Raw genomic sequence first — 23,359 nt, 5'->3', positions numbered from 1 at the left:
AGTAATGCGGCGATATTAACACTTCTTAAACAAAATGCAAACTAGATCACATTATTTTTTCATAATAAAAATTAAATCACACTAAAAATAAATACTTCAAGACTGCCTTTTACAGGCTATATAGCTGTTTATAAATAATTTTTGTTTTTTCGAAAAAAGAAAAGATACAGAGATAAGCAAGTTACATAAGAACACTATGTAAATAAGAAAGAATTGAACAAATTATGTGAAAAATAAGCTTAAATTCTTACAATACAATTATATAGAATAATTTATGCATATGTATATAGAAAAAACATACAAATAGTCATTTTTTATGAAAAAAGAGCGACTCATCATTTAATTCATCAAAATGTGCGATGAATTCGACAAATCACTCTTAAATCATACTTATTGTATGAGTAGCCTCGAAAGTTACGCCTTAGTAAGTTAGTGATAGTTGATAACCACCACTTTGCGATTAGAACCTATACTTTCAATGCTAGTGTCCATTTTCTCAGTATGTTGAGCTAAATTAGAAAGACTATTTTTATTTAAATATTCACTATCAAGCTTAATATTTAAATTGTTTACCTCAACACATTCTATCTCGCTATGTTGTGTTGAGCATGTATCTTCAACAATATTTCCTCTTATCATTATTGTATTATTTGCATAACAAAATAATGGGGAAGTGGAAAGCACCATCAGAATAAGAAGTTTAAAAATATTATTTTTCATTTTATATACCTATTTATAAAATAGTTTATATATATTTGATACAATATTTTTAATTTAAAAACAATCATTAATTTTAAATCAAGAAAAATTATTAATTTTCATGTGATATGAATCACATTAACTATTTTAAATAATGTAATAGTTAAAATTCTTAAATTATATTAATCCATGTAATTATCTAAAGATAAAACAATTAATTTAAATTATTGATATTTATATAATTTTAAAAATTAAAGATTAACAAATAAACAGAGCAATATAAAAACATAACATGATATATGATTAAATATTTAATAAATATGTAATTTATTATTTTACCTCTAATATTTATATTGCAAAATTACTACAGAGGAATAAGATACCAATTTTATTTAAAATGTGACTAATTTAACTTTATCAGAAATAAATTAAAAATTAATTACGCTTTATTTATTAAAAATTATTACGCAACGCAAATATATTGAAATCCGTCACACTTTTTCAATATATTGAGGCGTAAAATATATTTTTCTAACTACAATTTAAATATGCACGATTTTTTAAGACTGAACAATATCTATTAGAAATATGAACTAGAGAAAAGAGTAGCAATGTTTAAACGCGACATCTTTAAAAATTATTTAAAAGAAGTGCACTATTTGAGATAGAAGCATAATGAATATACATCTAGCTTTAGAGTTAAAGAAGTTTGGTCGTAGACTTATTTGCAGGCAGATAATATTTAGTTAAGTTCTATAAGTACTATCTGAATAAAGAAATATTTATTTTAGCGACATCGTCATCAAGCTTATTTCTGTCATGTACTAAAGCTTTAAGCTGGATTCCAGCGAGTACTAAGATAGCTGATCGTATATTTTTGCATTTTGGAAGTTATGTTTGCCTGAAGTAAATGTTGATAAAACAACAGTGGGATTGAAAAATGATGAAATATAAACATTTCCAATCCCACTATATTTGAATAAATAATTGAAAATAAATAATAAATTAAATTGGCACAAAAGCTGCTCAATGTAAGTGATGAAAGTGGAATTATCCTAAGGAATCCGTATGTCACTTGTAGTAGATAAAAAAGAAAATTCTAAAGAATTTGTAAAAAACATCCTGTCTGAAATTTGGGTCACTCGATGTCCAGTACCTACAGCAACAGGTATTTCATTAAAACGCGGTACTTTAGTTAAAAAGTTTGAAAAGCACGGCATTGATGTTGCCGTCTTGCAAGATGCGCGTAAAGGTTTATCGGTTCATCATTTTGATCATCAATTGCCAGCTCTGTTCCGAGAAGGCGGAAATGTACCTGCATTAGCTGCACGGTCTGAAGGAGCACCCAGCCGACTCATTGGATTGACCTGGATTGATGAGTGGCAAGTTATTATTGTGCGACCTGATTCTGATATTAGCCAGCCAGAGCATTTAAAAAATGCGAAAGTTGCTTTACCGGAATATGCTGACAAACGTGCTGGTAGTATTTTTAGAGCCATGTCATTGCAAGGTATTCGTGGTGCTTTACAACTTGCCAGTCTGACTTTCAGAGATGTGAATTTTATTGAAGTACCTGAGCGTGCAGGATCTAAAGAGAATCGTGATGCGAGCACGTATTGGTCAGGTCTAGACGCATTAATTACAGGTGAAGTTGATGCTGTGTATGTAAAAGGAGCATCTGCTGTTGAAGCTGCAACTAAACGCGGTCTTAAAGTTGGAATTGATTTAGATAAATTTGAAGATGTGACTTCTCGTGTTAATAACGGCACACCTCGCCCAATTACCGTCCATGAAGATCTATTAGAAGATCATTTTGATGTGGTCGTCGATTTTCTTGAAGAATTGTTTGATACCGCAGATTGGGCACAAGATCACTTAGATGAGGTCTTGGTCATTTTAGAAGATGAAACGATTGCAGGAGCAGAGAGTGTTGCTACAGCCTATCGAAATAATTTTCATAAGTCTTTACATCCGTCATTAAGTGAAGAGCGTTTAGAGCTCTTAAAACAACAAAAAGATTTTCTGTGGTTGCATGGCTTCTTAGAGCGCGATGTCGATATTGAAACATGGGTTGATCATCGTCCTTTACTCGAAGTTTTAAAACGCCGTCAAAATAAAAATTTTTAAAGAGGATTTGACCATGACAACACTTATTCAAACGCCATTGTCTCGTGAACTCAATGACTTTATCGAATTGAACCGTGAAAAAGCTGAATTTGCTTTTGAAGTATTCCGTGAAACAAGAACAATTACTGCAAATGGAACCGTTAATTTTGTTGAACGTGGACCTGAAAATACCTTAGTCACTTTTAACTATGCAGGACCGTGGTCTAAAGATAAAAAAAGCAAAGTATTGGTGGAGACAATTGATGGTGAAGTTTTACTGGGAAGAAAAAGTGCAGGTGGGCGCTATAACAAGCTTTTTAAAGAACATGCAGATGTCACCACAATATCTCATGTACACGCGCCGAATTTAGGTGCTTGGGCTCAGACCCATCGTACTTTACCGATCCGTTATGTGCCTGTTCAGCGCTTTCATTTGTTTAAAGAGTTGCCGATTTACATTGATCGCCGTCAAGCTGAAGTGGATTTTATTTTAGATCAGCTCAAAGTTGATATTGAACATCGGGCCATCTTAGAAGCCAATGGCGGAGCAACTGTATGGGGACGCCAAGGACTACAGGAAACTGCTGAATTTATTTTATTGCTTGAAGAAGGTGCTCAAATTCAACTGCTCGCTGAATTAGTCGGTGGCAGCAGAGAATACGGGCAAGGGGTTTTACATCAGCAATGGAAAATGAGCGGATTGACTGAAAAAGCAAAATCGCTGGGCTTACTTCCTCAGAATTAGATAAAGATTTAAAAAATAAAGATCGAGAATACTATGGCTGTAAAACTTTTATGGTATCTCACTTCTCCAGATGGACCATACCCATGGTTGGAATCTGGGCGATGGGATACCGATTATGAACACTTGCAACAGATTGCGATTACCGCAGATCGACTTGGTTTTTACGGTTCACTCATGGGTACAAGTGAGTATGAAACACTTGCTGTTGCTGCAAGTTTAATTCCATTTACTGAACGTTTAAAGTTTCTGGTTGCTCAACATCCCGGAGAAGTCCAGCCAGCAGTTTTGGCAAAATATGCGCAAACTTTTGATGCATTTTCTAAAGGGCGTTTGTTATTTAATGTCGTTAATGGAAATGATAAGGGTTTGGCAGCTTTAGGCATTCACTATACTCATGATGAACGTTATGACTTTAGTAAAGAATACTGGAATGCATTTCAACAAAACTACTTAGGTGATACCTCTGGATTTGAAGGCGAGTTTATTCAAATTGCTCCACGATTAGAGGGCGGATCTCCAATGTCCAAATGGCGTGGTCCAACTCAAAAACAAGGTGTTCCGTTGTGGGGAGCAGGAACTTCTGCCAAAGGCGTTCAGCATTCTATTGAATTATTAGATGTATATTTAAGTTTTGCGAATACACCGCCGCTACTTGGAGAAAAGTTTAACAAGGTTGCGGCTGAGGCAGCAAAAATTGGCCGAACTTTAGAATTTGGGACTCGATTACAAATTATTGTTCGGGAAACAGAAGAAGAGGCTTGGCAATATGCTCAGTCGTTACTTGACAAGATTGATGTAAATTATGCAATCGAAGCTGTTAAACGACAGCTTCCTCCAAATGAAAGTTTTGAGAGTTATCAAAGCAACAACCCATCTATTCAAAAGAACTTAGAACAATTACGTCGAGGTGTTTTGCCTCAAGCTAAAGATTTTGAAATTTATCCTAATGTTTGGACTGGCCCATCTTTATTTGGTTTCGATATTTTAAACCCAGCTGCGGGGACTGCATTAGTTGGTAGTGCTGAAAATATTGCCAAAAGGATTAAAGAATACGAAAGCTATGGTGTATCAGCCTTTATCTTGTCTGGTTTTCCGTTAATTGGAGAAGCCTATCGGGTAGCAGATTTATTGTTCCCATTATTAGAGCTAGATCATGGTTTTGAGTTACCTAAGCTAAATAAAAATTCATCCATTGATTCCCTCTTGAATCAAGAAGTCGTGGTTTAAGGGAGAAGGCATGAATAAAATTACACGTAGAGAACTCATTAAACAGACGGGATTAGGCGTTGGCGCTTTTGCTGCAATTAGCCTTATAGGATGTTCTAAACCCGACTCTTCATCGTCTGAAAGCGCTACTGCCGCTACCCCCCAAAATGATACGCCGAAAAAAGGTGGTGTTATCAAAATTGGAGTGATCAATGGGAACCAAGCAGGCAATTTAGATGCACATAAACCTATTGGTATGTCCAGTGCGTTTAGAGGCTGGCCTTTATATGCAAAGTTATGGGAATGGGGCAGAGATATTCAGCCAAAACTTGCCCTTGCTGAATTTGCTGAACCCAATAATGACGGAACGAAATGGACCATTCGCCTAAAAAAAGGACTCGAATTTCACCACGGTAAAACCATTACAGCCGATGATGTTATTTTCTCTTTACGGCGCTTAACCGACCCCAAACTTGCCTCACCATTTGCAGCTTATCTTTATTCTTTACAAAGAGATGCAATTAAAAAGCGCGATGAATACACCGTTGAAATTCCTTTTTCTCAAGGAAAGGGATTGGTTGCTTTACCAGAAGCATGGATGAGCTGGGGTGGCATTGTTCCTACAGATTATGACCCAGTTAAAAATGTAGTCGGCGCTGGCCCCTTTAAGCTTGAAAGTTTTACACCTGGTCAGCGTTCACGTTTCGTACGTTTTGAAAATTACTGGAAAGAAAATCAACCTTATGCTGATGCAATTGAAATTATTGATTTTAAGGATCAGACAGGGCGTCTTGCTGCTTTGCAATCTGGTCAAATTGACATTGCTTCAGGGGTAAGTGCTGAGCATATTGCTTTAATTCAATCTAATAAACGGCTAAATCTAGTTTCATCGGAAACCGATGCTTGGCAATCATTTGATATGAATACGTCTAAAGCACCGTTCAATGATCCTCGGGTACGACAAGCTTTTAGATTGATTGCTAATAGAGATGATTTAGTTAAACGGGCTTTAGCTGGGCAAGGACGAGTTGCAAATGACCTTTATTCTTTTAGCGATCCTGTATATGACCACAGTATTGCTCAGCGCAAGCAAGATTTAAATAAAGCAAAATCGCTACTCAAAGAAGCTGGTTTTAATAACAGTTTAACAGTCGATTTATATACAGGCCCAGATAGCAATGCCGCATTAGTTTTTGCTCAACATGCTGCTCAGGCTGGTGTCATTGTTAATGTTAAACAGGTTGAAGCTGCTACTTTTGCGGATGCTGTAAAACAAGATTGGGCATTTAGTACAGGCTCGAATGTTTCGCGTCCTTTCTTATTAACAGTCTTGCAAATTGATGGACCGGGTGCGGCAAATAATAAAACTCGTTTTAAAAATGAGCGTTTTACCGAACTAGTGCATGCAGCATTGCAACAACCCGATTTGGAAAAACGAAAAGTTCTTGTACATGAAGCACAGCATATTCAACATGAGCAAGGTGGTTTACTCATTTGGGGCTTTAATAATGTCCTGGATGCACATTCGAACCAAATTGGTGGTGTAACGCCCGATCGCACAGGCTTTGCTGCGTGGCGTACAGATGAATTCTGGCGTAGAGGGTAACCAATATGACAATTCAATCCAGCAAAATAGAAGCATCCATTCAACAACCAGCAATTGCCAAGTCATTTGAGTTTCCTGCATGGTTACCTTGGTTTTTGACACGTTTAGTGTCAGGGGTATTGGTTGTATTTGTTATTAGTCTCATTGTTTTTATTGCGACACAAGCACTTCCATCTGACCCGGCTCGTGTCATTTTAGGACCAGAAGCACCTGAAGCAACGGTACAAATACTTCGTGAACAATTGGGATTAAATGATCCGATATTGCTTCAATACTGGCATTGGTTGAGTCAATTATTACAAGGTAATTTTGGACGCTCGATTGATTCCAATGTGCCTGTTTTAGAAATTATTCAGAATTATTTTGGTAACACAGTTGCACTCACGAGCCTCGTGATTGTCGTTACTGTACCGCTTTCAGTCGTGTTAGGTGTGTGGCTCTCGCTTCATCGCGATAGCAAACTCGACCGTATTATTGTCTCTAGCTCTATTGTGTTTAAAGCGGTGCCAGGGTTTGTTATTGCAATTTGGTTAATGATGTTTTTCTCAACATCGGTTTTACACATATTGCCAGCCGCATCGTTGCTGATTCCTAATGAGTCGCCTTATAGCCAACTAGAGTTTTTAATTTTACCAATTTTAACTTTAGCTTTATCACTCATTCCATATCTGATGCGTTTAGTACGTGGTTCCATGATTGATGCTCTAGAGTCGGAATATGTAACCTCTGCGCGACTGCGAGGTATTCCTGAGCGCCGGATTATTTGGAAACATGTTTTACCAAATGCATTGGTTCCTGTGGTGCAGGGTACAGCATTGACCATACGAGTTTTGCTGAGTGGTGCTCTCATTATTGAGGTGGTTTTCAGTTACCCCGGTATTGGTAATGCACTTAATGCAGCAATCGAAATGAGGGATATCCCGACTATTCAAGCAATCGTTTTATTGCTCACCATTTGTGTGGTGGTTGTTAATTTAATTGCAGATTTAATCACGACTTTACTCACACCAAAAATACGAACTGCAAAAAGACATAAAGCACGTTCGCCAGGCCGACGTCAGGCATTACGTTTATGGAAATCTGGCCGACCAATTACTGTAAAACCTGTCGATCGTCGCAATGCTTTAAAGAATATTCAGCAAGGAGGTGGGAAATGAGCTCACTTCATTGGTACCAAAGAAACTTTTTTCAAACACTAATTCGTGAAAGACAAGTACGTTTTGGATTTGTAGTCACAGCCCTAGTTTTGATTTTCGCACTGGTTGGACCGTTATTTGTTGCATTTGAACCTACGGCATTGGTCGGCATGACTTATGGACCACCTGAAGGAAAATCATTTTTAGGTTATGACTATATTGGGCATGATGTTTGGTCACGTGTACTTGCTGGCGGTGCTTCAATTATCTGGATGACGCTGGCTGCCAGTTTGGTCGCATTAATTATTGGTTCTAGTTTAGGCATATTAGCTGCTTTTGCCCGAAATAAGATTGATCAGTTCGTGACTTGGCTGACTGATGTTTTTATGGCCTTTCCCGATCTTATTTTGGTCTTACTTATTGTTTCGATGTTAGGTCGACAGCCTTGGCTCATTGTTTTAACGGTTTCAATTGCTTTTATTCCTGGAGTCATACGTCTTGCGCGAAGCGTTGCACTTAATTTAGTGGAACAGGAATATATCGAAGCCGCCCGAATTCTTGGTTATTCAAAAACTTATATTTTATTTCGTGAAATTTTACCCAACATGTTGACGCCTTTACTCATTCATCTGGGTGTGATGCTGACATGGGCGGTGGGCATGTTATCAGGTTTGGCTTTTCTGGGTTATGGTGTGGCACCTCCAGCAGCAGATTGGGGACTCATGATTAATGAAAATCGCGCTGGTTTATTAGTTCAACCATGGGCCGTGTTTGCTCCTGTCATTTTAATTGCTTTGTTTGCACTTGGAACGAATGTATTGGCAGAGGGCGTTGGACGTGCAGCAGCTCGGATTGAGGAAAAATAAACATGGCAAATACATTTAAAAATACAGTATTGACCGTAACAGACTTAACCGTGGCATTGGTAAACACCGGCAATCATATCGTTTCTAATATTTCATTTAGCTTGCGAGAAGGTGAAGTTTTAGGGCTGGTCGGAGAGAGTGGTTCTGGTAAAACGACATTATCGAGTGCCTTATTGGGCTATGCACGACATGGTGCCAAGATTATTCAAGGCACAATTGAACTGGATGATGAAGATATTCTCAGTTTAGATGATCATGCTTTACGTCAGGTTCGTGGCTATAAAATTAGTCATGTCGCTCAAGATCCTGGAACGGCACTCAACCCAGCATTAAGTATTGGTCAACATTTATTTGAATTATTAGAAGTCCATCAGGCACAGCTATCGAACGCTGAAAAATACCAAAAAGTAGCCAAAATTTTAGATGAAGTGGGGTTACCTCATGATGAGCTATTTCTCAAGCGTTATCCCCATCAACTTTCAGGTGGACAGCAACAACGAATTTTATTGGCCTTGGCGTTTTTGCTACAGCCACGTTTAATTGTTTTAGATGAGCCAACTACCGCCTTAGATGTGACGACGCAGACTTTAGTATTGAACATCATTCGTAAATTATGCCGCGAATATAATGTTGCTGCTATTTATGTATCGCATGACTTAACGGTTGTAAAAGACATTGCAGATCGGGTGATTGTTTTATATTCAGGGCGAATTGCTGAAGATGCGGTATTAACCCAACTATTTGAAACCCCTAAACACCCTTATACGCAAGGTTTACTTAACGCCATTCCCGATGTGGCCATTCGTAAATATTTATCTCCAATTGAAGGACATGCACCTTCACCAAATGAGCGTCCAGAGGGATGTGCTTTTGCAGTACGTTGTACTTTCGCCACAGACATATGCCGTCAAAAACAACCTGAATTAACTCAATTAAAAGATGAGTTTGACCCGCATTTTGTTGCTTGTCACCATTCGGATCATGTTGGCGTGATTAATTTTAAAGAGATTGATCATCAGGTTATTGAACGAGGAACTGATCGAGAAGCACTGCTAAAAGTTGAACATATTAATGCATGGTATGGGCAGCAACAGGCTCTTTTTGATATCTCATTTCAACTCAAAAAAGGCGAATGTTTAGCATTGGTTGGTGAATCGGGTTCAGGAAAAACAACATTATCGCGTGTCATTGCTGGCTTGAATGAAAATGCAGATGGACAAATTACCTTAGCAGATGAAGTCTTGTCGTTGCGTGGGCAACAACGTCATTTGCAGCAACGACATAAACTGCAATATATCTTTCAAAACCCTTATAAAGCCTTGAATCCAGCGCATACGATTGGTCAGACCTTAATTAAAGTCGTGCAGCATTTCTTTGGAGCATCTCGACAAGAAGCCATAGAAAAAGTCACACAGGTCCTTAAACAAGTCTCTCTGCCTCTACAAGTTCAAGAACTCTATCCTAGAGATTTATCGGGTGGGGAGAGACAACGCGTAGCGATCGCGCGAGCTTTGCTGTGCCAACCTGATGTTTTGATTTGTGATGAGATTACCTCTGCTTTGGATGTTTCAGTTCAGGCATCTATTTTAAAACTGCTACAAGACCTTCAGCAGCAAGGTGTGACCTTACTATTTGTGACCCATAACCTAGGGGTTGTTCGCGCAATCGCAGATCGAGTCGCCGTATTAAAAAATGGACATATTGTTGAATACGGTGAAACAGATCAAGTGCTTAGTCATCCTCAACATATATATACCAAAACTTTGCTTACCCATGCGCCAAGCTTGTTTAAAAACAACGTGCTTGAAGTTAGCGCATAAAAAAGAACAGATTTTCCGGAGTTAAAAATGAACGATATTAACCAACGTAATTTTTTAGAATTAGGTAGTGTAAGACATATTCAAAGTGAGCAAGAAGCACTTGAGATTGCAAAAGAGGTGGCAAATCAACTGAATCAATTTGCTCGAGATCCAAGTTATAACAAGACAGTCCCTTATGATCAGGCGCGTTTAATTTCAGAAGCTGGTTTAACCGCGATTATTGTGCCTAAGCAATTTGGGGGCTTAGGCGCCAGTATTTCAACCTTGGTCAATGTGGTGAAAATTATTTCATCCGCAGATGGTGGTGTCGGGCAGTTATTACAGATTCACTTCACCATGTTCCGAGGCGTTTTAACGGGCTATGATGATGAAATTCGTGATCAGTTACTTGCCGATGTATTAAGTGGAAAACGTTTGGGCAATGCACTTGCAGAAGTGGGAGGCAAAGATAAGTTCCAGCATAAAACGCGCGTAGAACGAAATGCGGAAGGACAATTAATTCTAAACGGCAGTAAGTTTTATTCTACAGGCTCTTTACTCGCAGAATGGATTTCTTTATTTGCGGGTAGTGATGATGGACCAGTCTCGATTTTAATTCATCGAGATACACAGGGAGTAGAGTTGCTCGATGACTGGGATGCAATGGGACAAAATAATAGTGTCAGTGGCACTGTTAATTTTAAAGATGTGGTTGTTGATGAACGTTATGTTGCCAAGCGAAATACAGGTGGTTTAGGCACGGTTTTACGTACGGGTCTCACTTGGCCTCAAATTCTACACGCTGCAATGGACACAGGAATTGCCAAAGGGGCATTACAAGGCGGGATTGATTATTTACAACATCATGCTCGTCCATGGGTAGAAAGTGGCGTCGATTCACCTACACATGAACCTCATATCATTAAACAAATTGGTGAGTTTGCTGTTTTGGTCCGTTCGGCTGAGGCATTGTTAGATCGTTCAGCACAGATTTTTGAACAGCATTTGGCCAATGTAGAAGATGAAGAATTACAAACTGAACTGATTTTATCGGTTGCTGCTACACGAAGTCAGTCTGATCATGCATCTTTAAAAATTTCGAGTGAAATTTTTGGATTACTCGGCGCAAGTTCAACCTTATCGAAATGGAATCTAGACCGTTTTTGGCGTAACGCACGAACCCACACCACGCATGATCCAATTCGTTGGAGGCTATATCATGTTGGAAATTATTATTTAAATAATATTCCGCCAGGAGAATACAACTCAGTACTCCTGAAGAAACAGGCAGAAAATGTGACTAAATTTAGTAAATAACCCGAGTTCGAAAGTAAATATGATACTCGGAAACGTCATCTGCAACCTGCATGGTTTAAACAAGAGACTGTTTCTACGAGAGGTTTTAATAAATCCAAGAAAAGAACAGGTTTTGCAGATGACAATGCCTTTGGTTACTTTGGGCGAAACCAAAGTAACTCCAGCTGAAAGCTAATCCTAAAATTGGATGAAACTCGATAAGACTCCGTTAAAATAATTGTTATTAAAGAGATTAACATTACCGATGCCAACTACTACGATAGTTTACGGTTACTTGAATTTGGATGTTAAAAATAAAAAAGGTTGTCATCAAGACAACCTTTTTGCTTTTTGTATTGTTACGCTACTTGAGCTTGAATAGAAATATCCTGCGCCAGCCATTCACGAACATTAATCTGTGCAGGAATAAAGTTCCAGCGATAGAGAAAATCACTCAAGTCTTGTAAAGCAATAATAGAGATTTCATCAAAGTTAGTGTTCAGTTTCAGATGTGCATCTGCACCGTAAGCAGCATGAACCCATTGCTCACTACTATTACATTCTTTTGCCAAATAACGATGGGTTTCATCGGCATGGGCATGTGCCCATTGTTCTGCTTGTAAAACAGCATCGACAATTGATTGGGCTTGCTCTGGATATTGTGTTAGAAAATCTTCATCGACAGTGAGTGTTCTTGGTGTTCCATTATTCGAGCGTAGAATAGGGTCTGGATGTGAGCCAATATCAATAATGGTATGCAGGGCGAAATCATGAGCAATTTGCGCAGCGTGTGCACCTTTTAGAAAAATAGCATCAACATCACCTTTAATTAATGCCACGATCTCTGCACTTGCATTAATTTTGTTGCGATTACCATAAAAACTAGAATCATTTTCTTCAGGTTGTTGTTGCTGTGCGGCTAAAATATCTGCTCGTAAACAATCGACCAACTCAAGATCGCTTACTTTCAAATTCACTGTTTTTAAGGCATTCTCTAAACCACGGATGGCCTGTGCACGTGAGAAGTCAATAATTGCATCTTGATTCAGTGGAATACCAAAACGTTTGCCTTTTAAGTCTGCAACAGTTTTGATGTTTGAATCGTAGCGTGTTAATAACAATTGAACTTCATCCGCCCAAGATAAGCCAATCACTTTGGTTTTTTGACCCGATGAATATGCCCAGATAGCTGGAATACTACCGCCGTGTCGAACAGAGTTGGCAAGGGTATGATTAAAATGAGAGTTACGAATATCTTTGGAGTTTGATTCTCGAATTGATTTTATTTCAATCTGCTGCTCATTAAACTTTTCTTTGAGCCAACCTTTTTGAATTGAAATGCCTAGACCAGTTGGTACAGGGCAGCGTGTATACCAAAGTGTGTTTAATGGTTGAGTTTGAAGTGTTGTCATCATGACATCCTTTTGTGGTTTTCATGCTTTAAAGCAAAATTGATGCCATTCATTAATTTATTGATATTTATAAATTATTTTTAATATCTTTTTTTGTGATGTTGATATATCAAATTTTGTTGCGATTACAACACAAGAATTACGCTGGTGTTTTAAAAACAACACCCCCATAAATAGCGCCATATAAAAACAATATAAAACAATAATTTAAAATATTTTTTTAGGCCATTAATTTGGCATGAATCTCGCAATAAAACGGAATCTTAAATTTTTACTATCTTTTATGCTTAAAAATTATCCATTATTACGAAGTTTGGCTTTATATAGTTTTATGCCATTTCGTTTCTTATTGACGGCGACCTTATTTGTTATTGCAAATATAGGGTTAGCACTCCAACAGTATTCCATCGGTCATGCGATTGATACCTTAAAACATAGTGAACGAGAAACCCTATTTCAGCATGCTATCACTGATCCCTTAAATCCTTGGTTTTGGTTCATTTTACTTACGAGTATTGCCAGTATTAGAGCTGTTATTCAGTATCTGGCAGGGTTAAGTGCTTTAACCATTGGCCAGCAACTGCTAAGTATTTTAAGAGAAAGAATCTTTAGCCAAGTACAGCATTTAGATGTTTCATGGCACTGGAAACATGGGCTAGGAGAAGTATTATCTCGTACAACACGTGATTCAGATAAATTAAAAGAAGCGCTCATCAATTTTTGGCGTCAAGTGTTTGAGTCAAGCTTAGTTGTTACCGTAACCGTTGGGCTCTTGTGTTGGTATCATCCTTGGCTCGGCCTAGTTCCTTTATTATTTATTTTTTTAGGATTATGGGTTTTATTTAAACTCACCAATCAATTGGTGGTTCTGGACCATCAAGTTGCATCTGCATATGAAAAAGTCAGCGATACCTTGGCAGAGAGCGTGAATGGAATTCGGGTAGTTAAAGCTTTTCAACTCGAAGAGAAACTTTTACAACGTTTTAACCATGCTGTAGATCTATTTATTCATCATTCTATTCAGACCATCAAGACAAGTGCGAAAAGGTTGCCTATTCCACAAGTGATTATTGCAGGTTCTTATTTATGGGTCATTGCTTTTGGTGCTTATTTAATTGGTCAAAATCAGTTACAAGTAGGGCAATTTGTTGCTGCCATTCTCATGGCAAATTTATTGGTGTTTCGTATTGAAAGCATTGGTCAGGTCTTACATATTTTTGCTGATGCGCGTTCGTCTGCAACAAGAATCTGGCAAATGCTAGATGAGAAGTCTGCAATTGAAGATCAACAATATCCTCTAACATTGCAATGGCGTGATGAGTTAAGCATTAAATTAGAAAATGTCAGCTTTCAGGATAAAACAACAAAAAATTTTATTTTAAAGCAATGCAGTGTTGAATTTCGAGCAAGTGAAATCGTTACTGTTGTCGGTAAGACAGGCTCAGGTAAAACAACTTTGATGAATTTACTCAACCGGTTTATTGACCCAACGGAAGGGCAAGTTTTGATTGGTTCTGAGCAAATGGGATGGACGAATGTTAAAGATTTGAGCCTATTTGAATTACGACATTTGGTTCAGATCATTCCTCAAGAAAATTTCTTTTTTAGTGGCACATTGGCAGATAACTTAAGAGTTGCTAAGCAAGATGCAACGGAGCAAGAGATGAAAGAGGCTTTACATTTAGCTTCTGCATCTGAACTATTACAAAGACTTGATCATGGCTTAGACACATTGATTGGAGACAAGGGCGTTACTTTGTCTGGAGGACAAAAACAACGACTTGCCTTGGCCCGTTCTATTTTAAAAAATTCGCCAATTTTAGCGTTAGATGATTCTACAAGTGCCTTAGATGCGACTACAGAAAAACAAGTTTTACAGCGTCTATCAGGACTTTCTGATGATGGAAACCATTTTAAGAAAACAATCATTATTAACTCTAATAAACAAACCACGATTGCTTTATCTGATCGCGTTATTGTGCTTGACCAGGGTCATATTATTGCCCAAGGCACACATGCTGAATTGGTTCAAGATTGTTTGTTTTATCGAGAGTTGATGGGTTTTCAGTTAGAGCAGCAGGAGATTGATGCATGAATACCAGTGTTAAAAATTTCCGCCCATTTACAAAATCAGCTGATCTACAAATTGAAGAAAATTTGGCAAATGCCTCAATTCATAGAGGAATGCTAAAAAAACTTATTCCTTTAATTTATCCCATCCGTTACTTGCTGCTTGCTTTAATTGCAGTAGAAATTTTACAAGTGATGAGCGTTTTTGTTCGGCCTTGGGTGGTGAAATATATTTTAGATTCGGGCTTTCAACACATTGCTGGAAAAATGGTATTGAATCAGCCTGTTTTATTCATTGCGATTAGCATTTTAACCCTAAGTTGGATTTGTCGTTTTGCTTTAGCGGGCGTATCAAAATATCTCTCAGGCCGAGCAGCTTTGAAAGTAATTAATGGTTTAAGACGTTCGTTATTTCAGCATATCCAAAGTTTAAATATTGGCTATTTTGATCGTACCAAGGCTGGCAGGATTATTTCACGGGCCGATCGTGATGTCGAAACGCTAGAGCCTGTTTTAATACAGGGGCCACCAGAGTTACTTTCGGCAATTTTGCGTTGTGGATTAGCTTCAGTACTGCTTTGGCATATCTATCCACCATTTTTTTGGTGCTTATTTGCGACGCTACCCATTTTATTTGGGATGACTGCAATTTTTAAAAAGTCATCACAAAAACATTGGGGACGAGTTGCGGAGGAACGCAGTCGATTTACTGCTCATTTGGTTGAAACAGTAAATGGAGCAAAAATCATTCAGCAGTTAAATTACACTGAAACCAATCAATCTCGTTATCAATATTTATTAAAAGACTTTAATAACTCTATTATTTATGGCAGCAAGCGGACCAGTTGGTTTGCCCCTTTTACAGGTTTGCTTTCGACTCTAGCTACTGCCGGATTCATTGTGATTGGTAGTTATGCTTATAGTGATGGCATGATTAGTATAGGACAGTTTGCAGAAAGTATTTTCTATGTGTTTTTATTCTTAGCGCCGTTACAGGAACTGACTGATTTATTTGAACGTTATGCTAATGGAGCAGCATGTGCACAACGTATATTTCTACTTTTAGACACTCAATCTACGATTCAAGAACAACCGAATGCTGTGAAGCTTGAACACTTGAACGGTCATATTCGATTTCAGTCGGTAGATTTTGCCTATACTCACAAACCTGTTTTACAAAACTTTAATTTGGACATTGAGGCTGGAAAAATAATTGCGATTGTAGGCCCAACCGGACATGGCAAAAGCACCATGGTTCAGTTGCTAACGCGATTTTATGAACCTCAGCAAGGTGGAATTTTTCTAGACCGTTATCCAATACAGAGTATTCATCTCGCAAGTTTAAGACAGCATGTGAGTATCGTTTTACAAGATAATGTTTTATTTAGTGGATCTATTTTAGATAACTTACGTCTAGTTCAACCTGATGCTACAGACCAGAAACTTATCCAAGTTATTGAGGACTTAGGGGCAGATGAGATATTGCAACAACTGCCGCAAGGCTATTTCACCGAAGTGGGAGCGCTTGGTAAAAATCTTAGTCATGGACAAAGGCAACTTGTTTGTTTAGTTCGTGCTTATTTGGCAAACCCCAAAATATTAATTCTAGATGAAGCCACCTCTGCAATCGATATTTATACCGAGCAAAAAATACAATATGCGCTCAGACGCTTATGCCAAAATAGAACCTGTATTGTCATTGCACATCGGCTGAGTACCATTCGTGAGGCCGACAAAATTGTTGTGATTGAAAATGGCCATGTCGTAGAAGAAGGTTCGCATGAGCAGTTAATACAGCAACAGTCGGCTTACTTTCAGTTATATCAGTCATATTTACAAAACCAACTTGTTTAAGCGATTTGCAAATTTAACAACTGTAGTTTTATAAACATTTTTTTGAATCATTGTTTAAATTTAAACAATGATTCTTTTATTTAATCTTCTTAATATATTGATAATAAATAATAAAAGATTTGGCATCGGCTTTGCTATATCGGTCTAGATCGTTAAGGAAGCTAATATGCATACATATTTTTCTCAATTCATTCTTCACTCCTCAATTTTTGCACTGAGTACACTCACTGCCTCAATTACTTTGGCAAATGATCAAAAGAATTTGCCAGAGAAAGAGGATGCCATCACATTACAATCTGTGGTTGTTACAGGCTCTAGACGAGCAATTAGTAGCTCACTTGATGCACCTGCACCCGTTGATATTTTAACTGCTAAAGAGTTACAAGAGACTGGTGCAACTGATCTTGCAGCAGCATTAACACGATTGTCTCCTTCGGTGACTTTACCGAGCTCTCCTGCAGGTGGGTTTGGGGCATCGGTTCCGCCAAGTATTGCACTTAGAGGATTATCTGCTGATCAAACTCTAATTTTAATTAATGGAAAACGTCGTCATACATCCGCTTATTTCACCCGCCAAGCCTATGCAGGTGGAAGAGGCGCGGCGGTAACTGACTTAAGTTTAATTCCAGTGAGTGCGATTGAGCGTATAGAAATCTTGCGGGATGGAGCTGCGGCACAATATGGCTCAGATGCAATTGCCGGCGTCGTTAATATTATTTTGAAATCACGAGATCACGGCGGTGGTGTAAGCTATCAAACGGGTGGCTATACTCAAGGAGATGGTGAACAACATAAAGTTAATCTTTGGAAAGGTTTTGCACTCCCTAACGATGGTGCATTGACGGTTGCATTAGATTTAGGCAAACGTGAAGCGGCAAGTAACACGGCACCTGATACGCGAACTTTTTATGATGGTTCAACCAAGGCTCAATATACAGAACAAAATACACCTTATAGAACGTGGAAATTTGGCTCCCCCGAACAAAAAGATCAAATCAATGTGACTGCCAATCTAGATTTGCCTTTGACAGATGACGTTGCACTGTATGGTTTTAGTAGCTATGGACACCGTAAAACAATAGGGGAAAACTTTTATGAGCCTCCAACAACCAAAACAGTACTGAATCAATCTAGCTATTTTAAAGAACGTTATCCAGATGGACGCTCGCCATTGAGCTTGGTCACTGTAGATGATTTTGCAACGACAGTTGGAGTTAAAAAAGGAGAGCAGAAGTCAGGTAAATATGATCTTTATGCGACCTATGGACAAAATAAAGTCAGCACAGAGCAAGGCAACGGCATTAACCCAAGTTACGGCTCAAATTCTCCTTCAAACTATGACTTGGGCGAAAATATTTTTTCGCAATTAAATACAGGGCTAGATTATAGCCGTGATATTGCTATTGACTGGTTCGCAAGCCCACTCACGTTGTCTACAGGGGTTTTATATCGTTGGGAGCAATATAAGCAAAATGCAGGTGATCCAATTGCCTATACCCGCGGCCCATATTTCAATCCAAGCACAACTTTAGGCGTTGGTGTTCCGGGAATATATGCAGGAATTACAGACCAGGATGAACGAAAAATCAGTCGTGATGTCTACGGTGTCTATCTAGATTTAGAAGCAGATATTATTAAAGACTTGAATGTCGGAGCAGCAGTCCGGAGTGAAAAATATTCAGACTTTGGTTCGACCACAAATGGAAAATTATTTGCTAAGTATGATGTATCACCTAAATTTTCGGTACGTGGTTCAGTCAATACAGGCTATAGAGCACCGTCATTGGCACAGCAGGGCTATTCGGCTTATAGCGTACAAACAGTGCAGACTCCTTCAGGTTGGCAAGATGTTCAACAAAGAACTTTAGTTGCAGGAAGTGAGGCGGCTTTACTCATTGGCGGAACTGCTCTTAAACCTGAGAAATCGACGAATTATTCTTTAGGTTTTGTTTGGAAGCCATTTGTTAATACATCAGCAACTTTAGATCTTTATCAAATCGATATTAAAAATCGTATTTTGCTTTCAGACAATATTACTGGAAGTGTAATTACCAATGCTTTTGCCAATACACCGTATTCGAATATTGCCAATGTGGCGTTCTTTAATAATTTATTAGATACACGTACTCAAGGCTTAGAGCTCGCGCTTAAGCATGATTTAAACCTTGAACAATATGGCAAGTTAAATCTAAACCTAGGTCTGGCATATAACAAAAATGAAATTACCGAAACTCGAGATTCTATTACTGCAAAAGGTGAACGAATTCCTGTTTCAAGCATTGCAGGACGAAATACACAAAGCCTCATTGAGTCTGCTGCACCGAAAACAAAGCTAACGCTTGGCGCACTTTGGTCAAATCAAGCATGGAGCGTGAATACGGCTGTCCGTCGCTACGATAAATGGACCACTTTAAATAATACCAATACTGCACTAGACCAAACCTTTGACCCTCAATGGATTGCAGATTTGGATATTGGCTACAAAGCGGATGCATTCGTGAAAGGCCTGAAATTTAATTTAGGGGCGATCAACTTATTTAATAGCCATCCTGATCAAGCCAAAGATTCCTCGGTTGGCAACATTGTCAAATATAGTTTTAATGCGCCTGAAGGAGCATTTGGAACGTATTTATATGGCCGCGTAAGTTACGAATTTTAAATCAAAAATGATGAGACAGTTTTTAAGGTAAATAACAATGCAACATACTTTTTTATCAACTTTATGCAAGTTTTCTTTAATTACAACGATGTTAACTTCAAGTTGTTTGGCGACTGCTCAACAAGCTCCAGCGCCTGAAGATAAATATGGAGATGGTCGAGTTTCCGAGTTTTACACATGGAAATCGGCTATTCCAGAACAGGCTGGAAAGCTATTAAAAACAGAAGCGATTCATAATCCTTATATTCGTTTGGCAAATGACAGTCAGGCTATTCGGATTCTCTACAGCTCTACGAGTGGTAAAGATAGTAAAACACCTATTGTGGTTTCAGGAAGTATTCACTTACCAAAAGGAACGCCACCAAAAGAAGGTTGGCCAGTGGTGCTATGGGCACATGGTACGGTCGGTTTGGCCGATGCTTGTGCGCCGTCTTGGAGTGGAAGATCATACCGAGATGTACAATATTTAAATCGTTGGCTTAAAGAAGGATTTGCTGTTGTTGCCACAGATTATGAAGGGTTAGGTGTTGCAGGACCGCACTTGTTAATTAATAACCCAATGCTGGCTTATAGTATTTTAGATAGTGGTAGAGCTGCTTTAAAAACCAAGTTACCACTCGCTAATAAGTTTGTGATTGTTGGGCAATCACAAGGAGGCGCTGGGGCTGTTGCGGCTTCTTCCTACTCGGCAACGTACGCACCTGATTTAAATATTAAAGGTTCAATTGGTACAGGCGTGATTTATCAAGATCCTGAAGCGACGCCTGAAAAAAATCAGTTAAAGTTAAATCCTTACGAAGTCAGCCCATCGCTTGCGTATGGCATCTATAGTTTTTTAGTGACACAAAGTTTATATCCAGAAATTAAAACAGAGGATATTTTCACTCCTGAAGCTGCTCCTTTAGTTGAACAAGCAAGAAATGCCTGCTTAACAAGTTTTATGGGAGATATTCAAACCGCAGGGCTTTCGCCAGCACAAGCATATAAACCTAATCCGCCAGCAAGCTATAAAAAGCTGCAAGAGAAACAGTCAAATGATTATGGTTATTACCCTACATTAAAAATCAATCATCCATTATTTATTGGGACAGGGGCAAATGACCGAACTCCAGATGCTCGTTCTCAAATGAAGCTAGTGGCAGATGCTTGTAAAGCAGGTACAGTAGTCGAAGGTCATTTGTATCATGGCTTAGGACATAGCGAAACTGTGAATGCCTCCTTAAAAGATTCAATTCCGTTTGCTAAAAAGGTGATTGCGGGAGAGAAAATTCAGGCTATTTGTAAACCTGACTTGCAATAAAAGATGGACTAAAGATTTTCTCACTGAAGAAAATCTTTATTAAAAAAAGCCGCTCTTCAAAGATATTGAATAAGCGGCTTTTTACTTTAAATGTTTAAGCGATTTGTTTTAATCTTTTGGCTGCCTCTTCACGTACAGCGGGGATAATATAACGACTATAATCGACCGTATCATAGATCGGATCGTAGCCCCGATTTAAGAAAGTCGTCACCCCTAAATCTACATAATCAAGTAATGAGGCAATAATGGTGTCTGGCGTGCCAACTAGGGCAGTCGTATCGCCATACGCCCCTACAGCAGTTGCGGTTGGCATCCATAATGCGCGGTCATGTCGATCACCTTGCTGGGCTGCTGCTAATAAGCGCTGTGAACCGATGCCTTTGATTTTATGTCCCGATAATGTGCCATTATTTTGAAAAGTTGGATTATTTTGAATATCTGCAAGAATCTGTTCTGCTCGTTGCCAAGCAAGTTCTTCGGTTGCACCAATAATAAGACGTACAGATAAACTAACAGGAGGCTGCGGTTTATTGGCTTTTTCTGCTGCGAGCTTCAATTTAGTAATTTGCTCTTTTACTCCAGCCAGTGGTTCACCCCATAGTGAATAGAGATCTGCATGGCGAATTGCAATATCATAAGCGATGTCTGATGAACCACCGAATGAAATCGGGATTGTACCGTTGACAGGCTTTAACGGGCAAAAAGCATTATCTAACTTAAAGTATTTACCTTCATAGCTAATCGGTTGATCACTTTTCCAGAGTTTCTGGATGATATCTAGATATTCACCCGTCCGTTCATAGCGCTGAACTTTATCAACAATATAATCGCCTTCTTGAGGCTCCGCTGTAATTCCGGTAATTGCATGTAAACGGATTCTTCCACCACCTGTAGTATGGTCAAGCGTAGCAAAAGAACGTGCAGCAAGATTTGGAGTGAGAAGTGCAGGACGATGGGCAATCATAAATCCAAGACGTTCTGTATGTTGGGCAAGGTATGCCGCGATTTGTGCGCTGTCTGGACTGGTTGGTCCGCTAGCAATTAAGACTTTATCAAAATCCGCATATTCATGTGCCCGTGCGTGGTAACGTAGATATTCGAGGTCAATTTTATGGCCAATTCGCGTTCCTTTGGTTTCAGACCATTGGTTAGGGAAAACCATACCTACAAATTCGATGCTCATTATTAAACCTATTTTGTGGATTTTAAATAGATGAGCAAAATAAATGCCAAGCTTTATACCTATATAAATCAAATATAGAAATGGATTATAATTTTTTAGAGTGTTTGGATTTAATCAAAAAATAAACATTGTGTTTGAGAAGCAACATATCATAAAAAAAGAATTGTGTTTATTTTTAATTTATAAGAGAAAATATTTTCAGAATAAAATAGGTGAATTTTGGATTAAATATATTTATTTGTTATTTATTAAAAAACGAACTGAAATGTAATATAGCCTTTTAGAATGCTTATATCATAAGTTTTATGGGGTAATTATGAAGACCTTTTTAGATAATGATTATAAAGTAATTACTTTGCCTGATAATGGTGTTCCTGTAAAACCAATAAGAGCAAAAGCAATTATCTTTTCAGATCAGAACTCCCGTAAATTATTAAATCAAGTTGAAACGATTGCTCCAAGCTCTGCTAGTGTCATCATTCAAGGAGAGTCTGGAACAGGTAAAGAGTTAATTGCACGCGAAATTCATTTGAAAAGTGATCGTAAAAATAAGCCTTTTCTTGCGGTCAATTGTGGTGCTTTGGTCGAGACTCTTGCTGAGTCTGAACTGTTTGGCTATGAAGCTGGCGCTTTTACGGGTGCAAACAAAACTCGAGCTGGTATTTTTGAAACAGCCGATGGTGGTACTTTATTTTTAGATGAGGTGGGTGAGTTACCTCTATCCTTACAAGTTAAGCTGTTAAGGGTATTGCAAGAAAAAGAAGTCGTACGTGTGGGTGGTCGAAAACCAATTCCAATTAATGTCCGTATTCTGTCGGGGACGCACGTCGATCTACGTAAAGCTGTAGCAGAAAACAAGTTTCGTCTAGATTTATATTATCGCTTGAATGTAGTTGTGCTTAATATTTTGCCACTGCGTGAACGTAAAGGAGATATTTTACCTCTGGTTGATTTCTTCTTAAGTTCATACTCTCAGAAGCTTATCACCACTAAGCCAAACATCAGTGATAGAGCAAGAAATGCACTGCTGAACTATAGCTGGCCAGGTAACATTCGTGAGCTAGAAAACAATATTCATTATGCTTTGCTGGTGAGTGGCGGTAAAACAATTGATCTTGAGCATTTAAGATTTTCTGAGGAAACGGGTTCAGCGGTTTTACCAGACAATGATCTTATTCAAGAGTTTGAGAGTATCTTGAAACGTCTGTTTCAAGAATATGATGGGGAAGCATGGCATATTATTGAAGATAAAATAGTAAATACTGCATTTTCAAGTTGCTGGAATAATCAGGTCAAGACAGCAAAAATGTTAGGCCTATCGCGTAATGTTTTACGTAATCTTCTATCAAGATATAACTTACTACCTAATAAGAATGAAAATGAAATTGCTTAAGGGTTTTACATAGAAAAAACATCCATTTT

Annotated in this window: 16 protein-coding genes; 13 read left to right on the top strand and 3 right to left on the bottom strand. The window is 38.3% G+C overall.

Annotated features, from left to right (window positions below; translation table 11 throughout):
- Positions 1 to 429 precede the first annotated feature (429 nt).
- The gene (locus QLG01_RS13860) at positions 430 to 720 is read right to left on the bottom strand and encodes a hypothetical protein (RefSeq protein ID WP_049836651.1); all 291 of its coding nucleotides are present in this window, start codon (positions 718 to 720) and stop codon (positions 430 to 432) included.
- Between the two features lie 1,047 nt (positions 721 to 1,767).
- On the opposite strand from QLG01_RS13860, the gene QLG01_RS13855 reads away from it, so the two are divergent.
- The 8 genes from QLG01_RS13855 to QLG01_RS13820 are packed head-to-tail and all read left to right on the top strand — an operon-like array spanning position 1,768 to position 11,480.
- Positions 1,768 to 2,826 (top strand): ABC transporter substrate-binding protein, encoded by a 1,059-nt coding sequence (locus QLG01_RS13855; RefSeq protein ID WP_282496734.1) that lies wholly within the window; start codon positions 1,768 to 1,770, stop codon positions 2,824 to 2,826.
- A 13-nt stretch (positions 2,827 to 2,839) separates the two neighbouring features.
- On the top strand, positions 2,840 to 3,550 hold the full coding sequence (locus QLG01_RS13850) for a class II aldolase/adducin family protein (protein WP_212511373.1): 711 nt from the start codon (positions 2,840 to 2,842) through the stop codon (positions 3,548 to 3,550).
- 33 nt (positions 3,551 to 3,583) lie between these two features.
- A complete protein-coding gene (locus QLG01_RS13845; protein ID WP_282496733.1) occupies positions 3,584 to 4,777 on the top strand; it encodes an LLM class flavin-dependent oxidoreductase in 1,194 nt (397 codons plus the stop codon).
- Positions 4,778 to 4,787: 10 nt separating this feature from the next.
- Positions 4,788 to 6,362: an ABC transporter substrate-binding protein gene (locus QLG01_RS13840; protein ID WP_282496732.1), complete on the top strand. Its 1,575-nt coding sequence runs from the start codon at positions 4,788 to 4,790 to the stop codon at positions 6,360 to 6,362.
- A 5-nt stretch (positions 6,363 to 6,367) separates the two neighbouring features.
- Positions 6,368 to 7,519: an ABC transporter permease gene (locus tag QLG01_RS13835; RefSeq protein WP_013197911.1), complete on the top strand. Its 1,152-nt coding sequence runs from the start codon at positions 6,368 to 6,370 to the stop codon at positions 7,517 to 7,519.
- Positions 7,516 to 8,364, top strand: coding sequence for an ABC transporter permease (locus QLG01_RS13830; protein ID WP_282496731.1), 849 nt, complete (start codon positions 7,516 to 7,518; stop codon positions 8,362 to 8,364). The genes QLG01_RS13835 and QLG01_RS13830 overlap by 4 nt, the downstream gene beginning before the upstream one ends.
- Before the next feature lie 2 nt (positions 8,365 to 8,366).
- Positions 8,367 to 10,184: an ABC transporter ATP-binding protein gene (locus QLG01_RS13825; RefSeq protein ID WP_282496730.1), complete on the top strand. Its 1,818-nt coding sequence runs from the start codon at positions 8,367 to 8,369 to the stop codon at positions 10,182 to 10,184.
- A gap of 27 nt (positions 10,185 to 10,211) precedes the next feature.
- Positions 10,212 to 11,480, top strand: a complete 1,269-nt coding sequence (locus QLG01_RS13820; RefSeq protein ID WP_151768289.1) for an acyl-CoA dehydrogenase family protein — start codon at positions 10,212 to 10,214, stop codon at positions 11,478 to 11,480.
- A gap of 338 nt (positions 11,481 to 11,818) precedes the next feature.
- Here the strand turns inward: QLG01_RS13820 and QLG01_RS13815 are convergent, their stop codons facing one another.
- Positions 11,819 to 12,871, bottom strand: coding sequence for an ABC transporter substrate-binding protein (locus QLG01_RS13815; protein WP_282496729.1), 1,053 nt, complete (start codon positions 12,869 to 12,871; stop codon positions 11,819 to 11,821).
- 283 nt (positions 12,872 to 13,154) lie between these two features.
- Here QLG01_RS13815 and QLG01_RS13810 point away from each other — a divergent pair, with 283 nt between their 5' ends.
- From QLG01_RS13810 to QLG01_RS13790, 4 genes are all read left to right on the top strand, one after another.
- On the top strand, positions 13,155 to 14,966 hold the full coding sequence (locus QLG01_RS13810) for an ABC transporter ATP-binding protein (protein WP_282496917.1): 1,812 nt from the start codon (positions 13,155 to 13,157) through the stop codon (positions 14,964 to 14,966).
- A complete protein-coding gene (locus tag QLG01_RS13805) occupies positions 14,963 to 16,795 on the top strand; it encodes an ABC transporter ATP-binding protein (protein ID WP_282496728.1) in 1,833 nt (610 codons plus the stop codon). The genes QLG01_RS13810 and QLG01_RS13805 overlap by 4 nt, the downstream gene beginning before the upstream one ends.
- A 166-nt stretch (positions 16,796 to 16,961) precedes the next feature.
- Entirely contained in the window at positions 16,962 to 19,454 is a 2,493-nt protein-coding gene (locus QLG01_RS13795; protein WP_282496727.1) for a TonB-dependent receptor, read from the top strand.
- An 88-nt stretch (positions 19,455 to 19,542) separates the two neighbouring features.
- Positions 19,543 to 20,754 carry a lipase family protein gene (locus QLG01_RS13790; protein ID WP_151761544.1) on the top strand — a complete coding sequence of 404 codons (1,212 nt, stop codon included), beginning with the start codon at positions 19,543 to 19,545 and terminating at the stop codon, positions 20,752 to 20,754.
- A 94-nt stretch (positions 20,755 to 20,848) separates the two neighbouring features.
- Here QLG01_RS13790 and QLG01_RS13785 read toward each other — a convergent pair whose 3' ends face one another.
- Positions 20,849 to 21,937 (bottom strand): LLM class flavin-dependent oxidoreductase, encoded by a 1,089-nt coding sequence (locus QLG01_RS13785; RefSeq protein WP_282496726.1) that lies wholly within the window; start codon positions 21,935 to 21,937, stop codon positions 20,849 to 20,851.
- A 316-nt stretch (positions 21,938 to 22,253) separates the two neighbouring features.
- Here QLG01_RS13785 and QLG01_RS13780 point away from each other — a divergent pair, with 316 nt between their 5' ends.
- Complete coding sequence (locus tag QLG01_RS13780) at positions 22,254 to 23,330, top strand: sigma-54 dependent transcriptional regulator (protein WP_000846949.1); 1,077 nt, start codon at positions 22,254 to 22,256, stop codon at positions 23,328 to 23,330.
- The last annotated feature ends 29 nt before the right edge of the window (positions 23,331 to 23,359 follow it).

Source organism: Acinetobacter sp. V89_4 (assembly GCF_029967875.1).
GTDB classification, from domain to species: domain Bacteria; phylum Pseudomonadota; class Gammaproteobacteria; order Pseudomonadales; family Moraxellaceae; genus Acinetobacter; species Acinetobacter oleivorans.
The sequence above is the reverse complement of the archived record's forward strand: the minus strand, read 5'-3'. Positions and strand labels throughout refer to the sequence as shown.

What these genes read in the sequence shown, in the direction of transcription:
- QLG01_RS13820 (WP_151768289.1), top strand. Translation starts at nt 10,212, where the DNA reads ATGAACGATATTAACCAACGTAATTTTTTAGAATTAGGTAGTGTAAGA.
- QLG01_RS13845 (WP_282496733.1), top strand. Translation starts at nt 3,584, where the DNA reads ATGGCTGTAAAACTTTTATGGTATCTCACTTCTCCAGATGGACCATAC.
- QLG01_RS13815 (WP_282496729.1), bottom strand. Translation starts at nt 12,871, where the DNA reads ATGACAACACTTCAAACTCAACCATTAAACACACTTTGGTATACACGC.
- QLG01_RS13850 (WP_212511373.1), top strand. Translation starts at nt 2,840, where the DNA reads ATGACAACACTTATTCAAACGCCATTGTCTCGTGAACTCAATGACTTT.
- QLG01_RS13795 (WP_282496727.1), top strand. Translation starts at nt 16,962, where the DNA reads ATGCATACATATTTTTCTCAATTCATTCTTCACTCCTCAATTTTTGCA.
- QLG01_RS13790 (WP_151761544.1), top strand. Translation starts at nt 19,543, where the DNA reads ATGTTAACTTCAAGTTGTTTGGCGACTGCTCAACAAGCTCCAGCGCCT.
- QLG01_RS13825 (WP_282496730.1), top strand. Translation starts at nt 8,367, where the DNA reads ATGGCAAATACATTTAAAAATACAGTATTGACCGTAACAGACTTAACC.
- QLG01_RS13805 (WP_282496728.1), top strand. Translation starts at nt 14,963, where the DNA reads ATGAATACCAGTGTTAAAAATTTCCGCCCATTTACAAAATCAGCTGAT.
- QLG01_RS13785 (WP_282496726.1), bottom strand. Translation starts at nt 21,937, where the DNA reads ATGAGCATCGAATTTGTAGGTATGGTTTTCCCTAACCAATGGTCTGAA.
- QLG01_RS13840 (WP_282496732.1), top strand. Translation starts at nt 4,788, where the DNA reads ATGAATAAAATTACACGTAGAGAACTCATTAAACAGACGGGATTAGGC.
- QLG01_RS13855 (WP_282496734.1), top strand. Translation starts at nt 1,768, where the DNA reads ATGTCACTTGTAGTAGATAAAAAAGAAAATTCTAAAGAATTTGTAAAA.
- QLG01_RS13810 (WP_282496917.1), top strand. Translation starts at nt 13,155, where the DNA reads ATGCTTAAAAATTATCCATTATTACGAAGTTTGGCTTTATATAGTTTT.
- QLG01_RS13860 (WP_049836651.1), bottom strand. Translation starts at nt 720, where the DNA reads ATGAAAAATAATATTTTTAAACTTCTTATTCTGATGGTGCTTTCCACT.
- QLG01_RS13830 (WP_282496731.1), top strand. Translation starts at nt 7,516, where the DNA reads ATGAGCTCACTTCATTGGTACCAAAGAAACTTTTTTCAAACACTAATT.
- QLG01_RS13780 (WP_000846949.1), top strand. Translation starts at nt 22,254, where the DNA reads ATGAAGACCTTTTTAGATAATGATTATAAAGTAATTACTTTGCCTGAT.
- QLG01_RS13835 (WP_013197911.1), top strand. Translation starts at nt 6,368, where the DNA reads ATGACAATTCAATCCAGCAAAATAGAAGCATCCATTCAACAACCAGCA.